This is a genomic window from Streptomyces sp. NPDC005483, from assembly GCF_040606035.1.
Classification (GTDB): Bacteria; Actinomycetota; Actinomycetes; order Streptomycetales; family Streptomycetaceae; genus Streptomyces.
On sequence record NZ_JBEXEA010000016.1, the window covers coordinates 98649 to 111287 of the forward strand.

At 73.0% G+C, this 12639-nt stretch carries 9 protein-coding genes; 4 read left to right on the plus strand and 5 right to left on the minus strand.

Annotated features, from left to right (window positions below; all coding sequences use genetic code 11):
* Window positions 1-28 precede the first annotated feature (28 nt).
* The gene (locus ABZT06_RS28755; RefSeq protein WP_355746973.1) at window positions 29-1336 is read left to right on the plus strand and encodes a histidine kinase; all 1308 of its coding nucleotides are present in this window, start codon (window positions 29-31) and stop codon (window positions 1334-1336) included.
* Window positions 1337-1346: 10 nt separating this feature from the next.
* On the opposite strand, the gene ABZT06_RS28760 is transcribed toward ABZT06_RS28755, so the two are convergent.
* Window positions 1347-1841, minus strand: a complete 495-nt coding sequence (locus ABZT06_RS28760) for an SUKH-3 domain-containing protein (RefSeq protein WP_355746976.1) — start codon at window positions 1839-1841, stop codon at window positions 1347-1349.
* Between the two features lie 92 nt (window positions 1842-1933).
* Window positions 1934-2518, minus strand: coding sequence for a YwqJ-related putative deaminase (locus ABZT06_RS28765; RefSeq protein ID WP_355746979.1), 585 nt, complete (start codon window positions 2516-2518; stop codon window positions 1934-1936).
* Window positions 2519-2843: 325 nt separating this feature from the next.
* On the opposite strand from ABZT06_RS28765, the gene ABZT06_RS28770 reads away from it, so the two are divergent.
* From ABZT06_RS28770 to ABZT06_RS28780, 3 genes are all read left to right on the plus strand, one after another.
* Window positions 2844-3839, plus strand: a complete 996-nt coding sequence (locus ABZT06_RS28770; protein WP_355746982.1) for an SMI1/KNR4 family protein — start codon at window positions 2844-2846, stop codon at window positions 3837-3839.
* A 9-nt stretch (window positions 3840-3848) separates the two neighbouring features.
* Window positions 3849-6980 carry an SUKH-4 family immunity protein gene (locus ABZT06_RS28775; RefSeq protein WP_355746985.1) on the plus strand — a complete coding sequence of 1044 codons (3132 nt, stop codon included), beginning with the start codon at window positions 3849-3851 and terminating at the stop codon, window positions 6978-6980.
* Window positions 6981-7211: 231 nt separating this feature from the next.
* On the plus strand, window positions 7212-8099 hold the full coding sequence (locus ABZT06_RS28780) for a cellulose-binding protein (RefSeq protein WP_355746988.1): 888 nt from the start codon (window positions 7212-7214) through the stop codon (window positions 8097-8099).
* Window positions 8100-8352: 253 nt separating this feature from the next.
* On the opposite strand, the gene ABZT06_RS28785 is transcribed toward ABZT06_RS28780, so the two are convergent.
* From ABZT06_RS28785 to ABZT06_RS28795, 3 genes are all read right to left on the minus strand, one after another.
* On the minus strand, window positions 8353-9960 hold the full coding sequence (locus ABZT06_RS28785; protein ID WP_355746991.1) for a cation acetate symporter: 1608 nt from the start codon (window positions 9958-9960) through the stop codon (window positions 8353-8355).
* Window positions 9957-10364, minus strand: a complete 408-nt coding sequence (locus tag ABZT06_RS28790) for a DUF485 domain-containing protein (RefSeq protein WP_355746994.1) — start codon at window positions 10362-10364, stop codon at window positions 9957-9959. Before ABZT06_RS28790 ends, ABZT06_RS28785 begins: the two co-directional genes overlap by 4 nt.
* 666 nt (window positions 10365-11030) lie before the next feature.
* Window positions 11031-12551: an MFS transporter gene (locus tag ABZT06_RS28795; protein WP_355747323.1), complete on the minus strand. Its 1521-nt coding sequence runs from the start codon at window positions 12549-12551 to the stop codon at window positions 11031-11033.
* Window positions 12552-12639 lie beyond the last annotated feature (88 nt).

Consider the following 12639-nt stretch of genomic DNA (forward strand, 5'->3'; position numbering starts at 1 on the left):
CTGCGGGCGCCGAACGTAGGCTGGAGCCATGACCACGACGGGGGAAGACACCACCGCGGCTCAGACGGGGCCGTGGTGGTGGGCAAGGTGGCGTAGTGCGGTGCTGGACGTGGGCCTGGCGTCGGCGTCCGCGGTGGAGTGCGCGTTCGAGGGGATCCGGTTCGCGGAGGACGCGGGGATCCCCATGGCCGCGGGGATCGTGTTCGGTGTGCTGACGGGGTCGGTGCTGGTCGTCCGGCGCAAGTGGCCGATCGCCGTCGTGCTCGTGAGCATCGCGATCACACCGGCCCAGATGGGTTACCTCATGGGCATCGTCGGCCTGTACACGCTCGCCGCGTCCGAGCTGCCGCGCCGCATCATCGGCTCGCTGGCGGGGATGTCGCTGGTCGGCATGCTGATCGTGATGTTCGTGCGGGTGCGGCAGGACATGGCGCACGGCGAACTGGACCTGGGCGACTGGTTCGTACCCTTCGCGTCGATCACGACCGCGATCGGGATGACCGCGCCGCCGCTGCTGCTCGGGCTGTACGTGGGGGCTCGGCGCCGGCTCATGGAGAGCCTGCGGGAGCGGGCCGACGATCTGGAGCGGGAGCTTCAGCTGCTCGCCGAGCGGGCCGAGGAGCGCGCGGAGTGGGCGCGGGGCGAGGAGCGGACCCGTATCGCTCGCGAGATGCATGACGTCGTGGCACATCGGGTGAGCCTGATGGTGGTGCACGCGGCCGCGCTTCAGGCCGTGGCCCGGAAGGATCCCGAGAAGGCCGTGAAGAACGCGGCCCTGGTGGGGGACATGGGTCGGCAGGCGCTGACCGAGCTGCGCGAGATGCTCGGGGTGCTGCGCAGTGGGGACGGTTCCGGGCGGCAGGAGCGGGCGGCGGTTCCGCTGGTCGCGGTGGGGGTGGCGGCGGCCGCGGCCGCCACGCGGGTCGTGGCGGAGGCCGACGGGCCGTGTCTGGACGATCTGGAGACGTTGATCGGGCAGTCGGCCGCGGCGGGGATGGCCGTGGACCTGTCGGTGGAGGGTGATGTGCGGTCGTACGCCGCGCAGATCGAGCAGACGGCGTTCCGGGTGGTGCAGGAGGCGTTGACGAACGTCCACAAGCACGCGGCGGGTGCGAAGACGCACGTACGGCTGGCGCACCGGGTGTCGGAGATCGCGATGCAGGTGGAGAACGAACCGCCGCCGGAGGTGTCGTCGCTCACGTCGGCGCGGTTGCCGTCGGGGGGCAACGGCCTGGTGGGGATGAAGGAGCGGGTCTCCGCGCTGGGCGGGGTGTTCGTGTCGGGGCCGACGGAGGCGGGGGGTTTCCGGGTGTCGGCGGTGATTCCGGCGGTGTAGGGCCGGGCGGTCAGCCCGCGGTGAGACGGGCCGGCTCGATGCCGGAGACGAGGCCGGTGAGGGCCTGGTCGATGTCGGGGCCGAGGTACCAGTCGCCGGTGTGGTCGAGGGCGTAGACGCGGCCGTCGGTGTCGATGGCGAGGAGTGCCTGGGTGTCGGTCTCCGCGCCGAGGGGGCAGACCTCGGCGCCGAGGGCACGGCCGAGGTCGACGAGGGTGCGGGCCATGTGGAGGCCGTGCAGGGGGTCGAGGTGGAGGCGGGCCGGGGCGACCTGGCGGCCGGGGCCGGCCGGGGTCAGGTGCAGTCCGCCGAACTCGGCCCAGGCCTCGACGGCGGCCGGGAACACGGCGTGCCGGTGTCCGGCGGGCGAGGTGTGTTCGCGCAGCGCGTCGGCCCAGATCTCGGCCTGTTTTATGTCCCAGCGTCCGGGCTGCCAGCCGGCGGCGCGCAGGGCGGCGTCGACGGGGACGGGGAAGCGGGTGGTGCCGGTGCGGTCGGGGTGCATCTGCCCTTCGCGTTCGTCGAGGTCATGGGCGGGCGCCGGGCGCGTGGGGCGCCGTCGTGCGGGTCGTACGACAGGGGTGTGGGGTGGGGGTGTCAGCCGCCGTTCGCCGTCGGGTCGACGATGCGTACGCCGAAGTGGGCGCTGAGGGCGGTGCAGGCGCGGCAGGGTGCGGCGAAGCTGCCGTGCAGCGGGTCGCCGTCCTCGCGGATGCGGCGGGCGGTGAGTTTGGCCTGCTTGAGGGCGCGGCGGGCCTCGCCGTTGGTCATCGGCTTGCGGGCGGCGCGCTTGCTGCGGGCCTCGTCGGCGGCCGCGATGTGCCGGGATATGAGCAGGGTCTCGGCGCAGCGGCCGGTGAAGCGGTCGCGTCGGTCGCTGCCGAGGGTGTCGAGGAAATCCTGGACGAGCGGGTGCAGCGGCGGGGCCTGGTCGCCGCGGGCGGCGGTGGAGGTGAGGGTGGCGCCGCGGACGGAGAGGGCGGCGGCGACCGTGGGCAGTATGCCGTCGCGGCGGTGGCGGAGGGTGGGCGCGTGGGGTCTCTCGGCGCTGCTCCAGCCGATGCGGGGATCGCCGTTGAGGCCGGCGTGCGGGCTGGCGTGCGGCCCGGCGTTCGTGCCGGTCGTGGTGCCCGTGTGCGGCCCTGTGTGCGGTCCCGTCTGCGTCGTGTTCATGATCGTCATTCCCTCCCGAGCATCCCCCCGGAGGTCACAGACTGCCAAATGGCGTGGCTGGTGCGGAAGCTGGGGCGCTGCGACACGCCCGGGTTCGGGCGGGCTGTCACCGTGGGGTGATGACCGGTCACGCAAGCGGAGTGGGGCTGGCCGGTGGCCGGTGACCGGTGTCGTCGTACCGCATAGGCTGTCGGCATCGCGATCCAAGTGGTCGCCGCGATGCGCGCGGTTGACGCGTGGAGACGGACGAGACAGTCGATACGGCGCGTGGCGGCCCTGCTTTGCCCAAGGGGTCGCCGCGGGTCGTACCAGAGCGCCGCAGGGGGCTTTCGCCATGACGACAGGTCGGCTCGGGCAACAAGCCGCGCCGCCGAACGCGGCCTATGCCGGGCAGGTCGTGCATTTCCCGGATCCGGTCCGGGCCGCGCGTCATCCCAGAGGGGTGCGGGTGGACGAGCGTGGCTACCCCGACTTCTCGCCCTACGCGCGTGCCGCCGCGGAGATCGCCGAGCCGCCGGAGGGTTTCGGGGTCGACGAACTGCGGCTGACGGACTACGTGTCGGCGAACGCGGCCCTGTCGGCGACCGGTCACGAGCTGTGGGACACGGTGCCCGCGGTGGCGACGCCGCACGGCTGGACGTGGCATCACGTGGTGGGTTCGCGGCGGCTGGAGCTGATCCCGGTCGAGGTGAAGGCGCTGCTGCGGCATCACGGCGGGATCGCGACGACACGTGTCGACCAGAACAAGCGGGGGACGCGGCCGTTGCAGGAGACGCGGCCGGCGCATTTCGGGCTGCCGAAGTCGTCGGTGGCGGTGACGGAGTCGCAGGTGCAGGGGGTCGAGGAGGATCTCGGCTACCGGCTGCCGGGCGCGTACCGGTCCTTCCTGAAGGCGGCGGGCGGGTCGGCGCCGGTGGGGGCCGCGCTCGACGCGGAGCTGGGACTCCTGGTCGACCAGCCGTTCTTCACGGTGCGCGACGAGGCGGCGGTCAACGACCTCGTGTACGTCAACAAGTGCCTGCGGGACCATCTGACGAAGGACTACCTCGGTGTCGGCTTCGTCCAGGGCGGTCTGCTGGCCGTGAAGGTGAAGGGCGAGGGGATCGGTTCGGTCTGGTTCTGCGCCTACGACGACGCGCGCGACGTCGATCCGTCGGTTCCGCCGGCGGAGCGGGTGCGGCGGCTGTTGCTGCCGTGCGGTGACGACTTCGACGTCTTCCTGTCCCGACTGGCCGGTAATCCGCCGGAGTTGGAGACGGTGGCGAACCTGATGGTGGACGGTGGGTTCGCCCGTTCCGTTCCCGTGTCTTCTTCCGTGTCGGGGGAGTGAGCTTCAGCGATGGTGACGTTCGCGCAGGCGCAGGAGCGCGCGGAAGAGTGGATCAACGGGGATGTGCCGTCGTACCAGCATCGTGAGGTGCGGGTGCGGGAGTTCGGCCTCGGGTTCGTGGTGTGGGCCGAGGACCGTGCGGAGGGGCCGCGTTCGGACGGGGGCGCGCAGCGGCTGGTGATCGCCCGGGACAGCGGGGAGGCCACGCTGTGGCCCTCGTTGCCGGTGGGTGAGGTGATCCGCCGGTACGAGGAGGAGTACGGGCGGGAGGACGGGGGCGAGGAGGCGGGAGGTTCGTCCGCCGCGTCCCGGGTCGACCTGAACCAGACGTCGTTTCTTCTGTCGCCGCCGGAGTGGTTGCAGGATGCGGCGGACAAGTTGGGGATCTCGGGGGCCGACGGGGACGGGTCTTCTGGAGCGGGGGACGGTCGGTCGGGTTCGGATTCCGGTTCCGGTTCGGGTGCCCCGGCCGGGGCGAGGCCGTGGACGGGGGCCGACACCAACGGGGGTGAGGACCTCTCCGTGGCGTTGCCGGACACGGTGTTCTCGGCGCCGGTGAGCGACGGCGGTGCTGGTGCGGAGGACGGGGCGGAGGCTTTGCCGGCTTCTGAGGTCGCGGAGGTCGCGGACGCCTCGGAGATCGTGGAGGTCTCTGAGATCCCGGACTCCAGCACTGCGCGGATCTCGGGGGGCGGACGGTCGTCTTCGTACGGGTATCCGCAGGGTCCGGGTGGGGCGGCTGAGCCGACTCCGTCCGCGCCGGGAGCTTCCTCGTACGGCTATCCGCAGGCTGCCTCGGGTGGTGCGGGCGCCGGTGCCGTGCCTCCGACTGCGCCGGGTGCGTCTTCGTACGGGTATCCGCAAGGGCCCGTCGGTGGTCCTGAGGCCGGTGTGCCGGGGGCCCCGGGTGCTCCCAGGCCCGCGCCCAGCGCAGGGGACATCGCTGATGTGGCCACCAGCAAGCTGGCGCCACCGTCGCGGGGAGCGGCCGGTGGGTCGGCTCCGCCGCCTCCGCCGGGCGCCCCTGGGGTGCCGGGTGCGCAGCAGGGGGGCGTGACTCCGCCGCCTGCTCCTGGTGCCGGGTATGTGCCGACCCAGTTCGTGTCGGCACCGGGTGGGGAGGGGGCCTCGGGTTCGGGGGCACCGCAGCCTCCGGGCCCGCCGTCGGCCCCTGCCGCGCCCACTCCGCCTCCGCCGGGCGCCCCGGGATTCCCGGGGCTTCCGGGTGCGCCAAGTGGCTCTGGTGCCCCGCAGCCGCCTGGTGCCCCGGGCACGCCTCGGCCTTCTGACGTCCAGGGCGCCTCACAGTTCCCGAATGCGGCCGGTGCGCCGCAGTCTCCGGGTGCCCAGGGTGCAGCACGGTTTCCGAGTGCCCCGGGTGCGTCGGGAGGGTCTGGCGCTTCGGAGTTCCCGGGTGCCCCGGGTGCGTCGGGAGGGTCTGGCGCTTCGGAGTTCCCGGGTGCCCCGGGTGCCCCGGGTGGGCCCGGCGCTTCCCGGCCGGCCGGCGCTCCCGGCGCTCCCGGCGCGCCACAAGCTCCTGGTGCCCCTGGTGCCCCTGGTGCCCCCGGTACTCCCGGCGCCCCGCACCTTCCCGGCGCCCCCGGGGTTCCGCGGACCGGTCCCGGAGCCGTGCATCACGCGGAGACCGTGTTGTCGGCACCGCCGGTGGGCGGCCCGGGTGTGCCTCCACCGCCGCAGGCTCCCGGTGCTCCCGGGGCCGCGGGCTCTTCCGGTGCCTCTGGTTCTTCCGGCGCCTCTGGTGGTGCGGGTTATCCGGGTGCTCCGGGTTCTTCCGGCGCCCCCGGTGCCCCCGGCTATCCCGGTGGTCCAAGCTCTCCCGATGCCCCCGGAGCCCCGAGCGTCCCCCAGTTCCCCGGCGCCCCCGGAGCCGCTTCCGGCGGCCCGCCGTCGATGCCGCCCGGCACGATGCCGCCCCCGCCTCCGGGTGCCGTACCGTCCCCGGGCCCGGTACCTCCCCCGGGACAGCCGATGCCGGGACAGCCGGCGTCCGGGCAGCCGATGCCGGGGCAACCCGCGCAGGGGCACCCCGCTCCCGGCCATCCGGCCCCGGGGCAGCCCGTACCGGGACACCCCGGCCCCGGACACCCCGCACCACCGCACTCCGCCGCCGCCCCGCCCCCGGCCTACGGCTACCCCCAGCAGTCGCAACCCACCGTCGGGCCCGGCTACCAGGCAGTCCTCAGGTACCGCGCGCAGGACGGGTCGGAGCAGCAGTTGATCCGGCGGTCGGCGCCGGGGACACCGCACCCGGAGTGGCAGATCTTCCACGAGCTGCGCGGCATGAACGTACCCCCGGACCAAGTGCTGGAGCTCCACACCGAGTTGGAGTCCTGCGAGCTGCCCGGGGCGTACTGCGCGCGGATGATCCGGGAGCAGTGGCCGCAGGCGCGGATCGCGAGCATCGCGCCGTACGGCACGGATCACGCGAGCCGGCAGCAGGGTATGCAGCAACTGCTGGCGCACCAGGGCGAGTTGCACCAGGTGGCGGATGGCCCTGCCCGCCCGGCACCGGTGCGCGCGCCGCTGCCGCCCGTGCAGGCAGTGCCGCCGATCCCGCCGGAGGGTGTGGCGCAGGAGCTGGCGGGGGCTTTCGGGCCGGGGATCTTCCGGTTCGAGCAGGTCGCGGTGGACCGCCAGGGCGTGCCGCCGGTCGTCGCGCACTCGCTGGTCGTGGCGGGACTGCCGTTCGACATGGGCCCGTTCTTCTGGGCGCAGGCCCAGCCGGGGCGGCCGGTGCCGACGCTGGCCGAGCTGGCGGCCGAGCGCGGGGTGCAGCCTGCCTCCGACGCGGGCTCGTACCTCGTCATGGGCAGCGACTTCGGCAAGGCGATCTGTGTGCAGTACGGCACCGCGAACATCGTCGCCGTACCCGTGGAGGCCGGGCCGGGCGGTGCGCCCGTGCCGCCGCAGTTCGTGAACACGGGGCTGCCCGAGTTCCAGCGCTGTCTGGCACTGCTGGGCCGGATGTGGCGGCTTCGCTTCGGCCTGAACCAGGAGCAGGCAGGCCGCTGGACCGTCGACTTCCAGGCTCAGCTGGCCTCGCTCGACCCGGCGGCGCTGGGTTCGCCGGAGAGCTGGTGGTCGGTGCTGCTCGAACAGATGTGGGACGGGCTGCTGTGAGGCCCGCATGACCCCTCGTCACCGCTGATCCACGCGCGCGTGGAGGGCCGGACCTGGTCAAGCGGCCAGGTCCGGCCCTTTTCTGTGCGCACGCGGCGATGTGACGATCCGTGACGACGACGTCTCACGCACGGAGTGTCGCGTTATAGACATTTCCGTCCGATACATCAAGATGTGCGCGAAATCATCATTTCGCGCCCGTTCGGGTCGTCGGCGGAGAGGGGTTCCAGGATGAGCAGCGCACCGGTGTCGCCCCCGGGGTTCGTGGCCGTACGGGGGCGCGGCTACCGCCCCGAACAGGTCGAGGCGTACGCCGCCGCCCTGTCCTGGGACCGTGACGCCGCCTGGGAACGGGCCGCCCGGCTCACCGTGCTCGCCAGGGAGATGGAGGCGGACGCGGTGCGGCTGCGGGAGGTCGTGGCGGAGCTGGCCCCGCAGTCGTACGAGAGCCTCGGCGAGGGCGCGCGACGGCTCTTCGAGTTGGGGCAGGAGGAGGCCGAGGCCGTCCGGGAGAGGGCGCGGCAGGAGGCGCAGAACATCGCGGACGAGGCGCGGGCGCACGCCGACGGCGTACGTAACGCCGCACAGGCGCATGCGGACAGCGTGCGCGCCGAGGCCGACGAACGCGCCCGTCAGCGGCTGCTGGCCGCGCGCGCCGAGGCCGACGAGATCCGGGTCACCGCCCGGCGTGAGGTGAAACAGGGGCGCGGAGAGGCGCTCGCCGCGTTGCGCGACGTACGCCAGCGCACCATCGCGATGCTCGCCGAGCAGGCCGGGGAGCAGGCGGAGGGGTGGGCCGAGGTGGAGCGGGCCGAGGAGAAGCGGGCGGCCGAGGCCGAGGCGCGGTGCGCCGAACGGGTGGCGCGGGCGGAGGAGGCGCTGTCGGAGGCGAAGCGGGGGTTCGCGGAGGCGGAGGCGTCGGTGGGGCAGCACGAGGAGGACGCACGCGCGCGTGCGGCGGAGATCCTCGCGGAGGCGCGGGGCGAGGAGGAGCGGATCGCCCGGGAGACGGAGCGGGTGCTGCGCGAGCACGCCGAGCGCTGGGACGCGGTCCAGGCCCAGATGGACCACGTACGCAGCAGTCTGACGGCCCTTACGGGCAAGGCAGCGACGGAGTGACGGCCAGGGCCCCCAGCGCGACTGACCGACACCGCAGCCCAGGCACCGGCCTCGTCACCCACCCAGGGCCGCGGGGACCTGCGCGACGAGCCCCCACAGACCCGCGCCCGACACACAACCCCGGCCCAGGCGTCCCCCACGGGCCCGCGCCCGACACACAACCCCGGCCCAGGCGTCCCCCACGGGCCCGCGCCTGGCACACGGCCCAGCCCCGACCCCTCGCCGACCCGCGCCCGACACGCGACCCCGGCCCTCACCCCCTCCGCACGGCCCCCGCCAGAATCCACCCCTCCATTGCCTCGTACTGCTTCCGCTGTTCCTCCGCCTTCCGCCGCCCCGAGACCACCGTCCCCAGCCAGCCGAACAGGAAGCCCGCCGGGATGGACACCAGGCCGGTCGTCGTGAACGGCAGCCAGTTGAAGTCGGCCTCGGGGAAGGCGGACACGGGTGACCCGGAGACGAGATTCGTGCCCGGCATCAGCGCCAGCACCGTGACCGTGCCGCCGATCAGCGTGCAGAGCAGCCCCGTCCGCGTGTAGCGCCGCCAGAAGAGGGTGTAGACGAGCGCGGGGGCCAGCGCGGACGCGCCGACGCAGAAGGACAGGATCACCAGCGGCTGGAGACTGCGGTGCTGGATCAGCGTCGCGAGGAGGATCGTGGGGATGCCGACCGCCAGCGCGGACACCCGGGCCAGCAGGATCTCGCGGTGCGGCGGCATCGACGGCGCCCGGGCGGCGAACACGTCGTGGGCGAGGGAGTTGGCGCAGGCGAGGATCATGCCGGCGACGGAGGCGAGCAGGGTGAGGAAGAGCGCCGTGGTGACCGTGGTGAAGAGAAACGTCTCTCCGGTCGACACGTCGGGCCCGAACACCGCCCGGGAGCCCAGCAGATACGCCGTGTTGCCCTGCGGATCCGCCTCCGCGATCACCGCCCGCCCGATCATCGCCGTCGCCCCGACCCCGACGACCGTGATGACCAGGACGAACACGGCCACCGCGGACACCGCCCAGGACATCGAACGCCGTACCTGACGGGCGCTGGAGGCCGTGTACATGCGCATGGTGACGTGCGGCAGACACGCCCCGCCGATGACGACCGCGAGCTGCGAGGTGATCATGTCGAGGCGCGGATACGGCCCGCCGGCGAACTCCAGCCCGGACCGCAGGAAGCCCGGCCCCACCCCGCTCTGCCGGGCCGCCGTGTCGAACAGCGCACCCGGGTCCCAGGAGAACCGGTTCATCACCAGTACGGCGATCACGGCGCCCGACCCGAGCAGCATGACGATCTTCAGGATCTGGATGAGGGCGGTGCCCTTCATGCCGCCGATAGCCGCGTAGCTGATCATCAGGAGGCCCAGGCCGATGATGAAGCCCGTCTTCAGCGAGTCGCCGGAGAACCCCAGGATGAACGCCAGCAGTTGGCCGGCGCCGGCGAGCTGCACCAGCATCAGCGGCAGCAGCGCGGCGAGGGTGACCAGGCAGGCGGCGACGCGTACCGCACGTCCCGGCATCCGGCGCGCGAGGGCGTCGCCCATGGTGAACCGGCCCGCGTTGCGCAGGGGTTCGGCCAGCAGGAACATCAGCAGCATCAGCGACAGGACCGTGCTGAGTGCGAGGACGATGCCGTCGTAGCCGCACAGGGCGATGACCCCGCCCGTCCCGAGCACGGTCGCCGCGGAGATGTAGTCGCCCGCGATGGCGAGGCCGTTGCGCATGGCGGACAGGGAGCTGTAGCCGGTGTAGAACTCGTCGAGGTCGTCGCCGTCCGGGCCGGTCATCACGCACAGCAGGAGGGTGACGGTGGCGACGGCGGAGAACGCCACCAGGCTCATGGCCTGCGCGGAGTCGCTGAAGCCGGTCATCGCGCCGCCGCCCCTCGCCTGGCGTCCACCTCGGACTGCTTGCGGATGCGGTCCGCGAGCGGGTCGACGTAGCGGCGCGCGGTGTGCTCGTACACGGCGATCGCCAGCCAGGTGACGGGCAGTTGGAGCAGGGCGAGGAGCAGCCCGGTGGGCAGTCCGCGGGTGACGCTGCTCGCCATGAAGGACGGCGCGTAGGCGGACAGGACGAGGAAGAGCGTGAAGTAGCCGAGCGCGGTGAGCGTGGCGGTGCGCCGCTGCCAGCGGTAGGCGCCGCGCAGGATCCGCAGGTCGCTGTGGTGGCCCAGCGGGGAGCGGTCCCGCGAGCGGTGTGGGGCGGGTCGGGGCGGCGGTTCGGGTGGCTGCCAGGGGTAGGTGGGATACGGCTGTGACGGGTTGTGGGACATCCCGTGCTCCTTGCGTGGCTCGGGCCCGGCGCGGCGGACCGCAGGGAGTTGGGGGGTGGGTGGGGGAGCGGAGCCCCGCACGTTACTCGTCGGTTCGACGTTGCACAGCCCTTTTGACAAACTGATCGGTCGGTATGCGCTTACTTCTCTGACCTGGGGTGTTACCCGCGTTAACTCGGACTTTTGAGCGCGCCGAAGTGTGTACGGATGCCTACCTGGGGTGCAGGGAAAAATCCGCCGACCCTGTTCTTCGGAGTGGGGGAGGCCGTCGACGTCTGCCGCAAGTTCCGGCTCCGGAGCCGGGGGCGGTGGGCCGAGGCGGAGGTGCTCGGGGCGCGGGAGGACGATGACGGCGAGGGCGGACGGCGAGGGCGGGGCGCGCTTGTGTCCCCTCGTGTCCTTCACCCCGCCCGGTGGGCGCGAGGTCGTCGCCGAGTCGCCCCACTTCAAGACGTACCCGCCCGGTCTGGGGTCCTTCCCGCACGACAAGGTCGACGTGCTCTACGACCCGCTCGATCCCGTACGGATCGAGGTCCGCGGCTTCCGCGGTGACGGCCCCTGCAAGACGGCGATCAGCGCACTCCTGCTGTCGGTTGCGCCGTGTTCGTGCTCAGCCAGATGGTCTTCTGACCGGTTCGCCTCGGGGTTGCCCCGGCGAGCCCGCGCTCACTGCTCCTCGATCACCGGAAACCTCCGCGGCGCCAGCGACAACAGCGCCACGAACGCCAGGGCCGCCGCGCACCCCGCGCCCACGTACACCATGTGCACCGCGTCCGCGATGGCCGCGCGGGTCGCCTCCGGCGCCGTGCCCGCGCCCAACGCGCGCGTGACGGAGTCGAGGTCGGTCGCGCCGCCCAGGCGGCTCGCCAGCACCCCGTTGGCCACCGCGCCGAAGACCGCCGCGCCCACCGTCTGGCCGGTCTGGCGGCAGAAGAGGACGGAGGCCGTCGTCGTGCCGCGTTCCGCCCAGCCGACCGTCGACTGGACCCCGACGATCAGGGGTAGTTGGAACAGGCCCAGCGCGCCGCCCAGGAGCAGCATCAGCAGGGTGGGCTGCCAGGCCGCGCCCGGATAGGGGAGCAGAGGGAAGGCGAACAGGATCAGGGCCGCCGCTCCGATGCCCAGCAACGCCGTGTTGCGAAAGCCGATGCGCCGGTACACGTGCTGGCTCAGTGCCGCCGACACCGGCCAGCTCAACGTCCATACGGACAGCACGAATCCGGCGGCGACCGGGGCGAGACCGAGCACCGACTGGGCGTACGTCGGCAGGAAGACCGTGGGGGCGACCATGAGCAGTCCCAGCGCGCCCAGGGCCAGGTTCACCGCGGCGATCGTGCGGCGGCGCCAGACCCAGCCGGGGATGATCGGTTCGGCCGCCCGGCGTTCGATCAGGACCACGACGGCAACCAGGGCGAGTCCCGTACCGAACAGCGCCAGTGACGGCCACGACAGCCAGGGCCACGCCACCCCGCCCTGCACGAGCGCCGTCAGCAGCACGCCCCCGCACGCGAACACCGCGAGCGCGCCCGCCCAGTCGACACGCGCACGCGTGGAGGGCGCTTCCCGGACCGGCTCGTGCAGATACCGCGCGATCAGCCACAGCGCCGCCGCCCCGATCGGCAGGTTGACCAGGAAGATCCACCGCCAGTCCGCGTACGCCGCCAGGACCCCGCCGACGCCCGGCCCCGCGACCGCCGCCACCGCCCACACCGTGGACAGCTTGGCCTGGATCTTCGGGCGTTCCTCCAGCGGGTAGAGGTCGGCGGCGAGTGTCTGGACCGTGCCCTGAAGGGCCCCGCCGCCGAGCCCCTGGACGATCCGGAAGGCGATCAGCGCCCCCATGTTCCACGCCAGCGCGCACAGCAGCGAGCCGAGCAGGAACACCGCCGCGCCCGCGATCAGTACCGGCTTGCGCCCGAAGGTGTCGGAGAGCTTGCCGTACACCGGCAGCGTCACCGTCACGGCCAGCAGATAGCCGGAGAACAGCCATGAGAAGACGGAGAAGCCGCCCAGGTCGCCGACGATCTGCGGGACCGCCGTGGAGACGATGGTGGAGTCCAGGGCGGCGAGCGCCATCGCGAGCATCAGAGCCGCTACGACGGCCCCGCGCCGGTGGGTGGAAACGTGCCGCGCGGACTCCCGTATCGACGGCTTCGTGTCGTCCACGCGGATTCCTTCCCCCTGCATCCATCTGCCGGCGGCCACTCTCCCACTTGACCCTCACGCGGCGGCAGGGGGCAGTCTCGGAGCACCGGAGGGTGGAGCCGACCCCTAG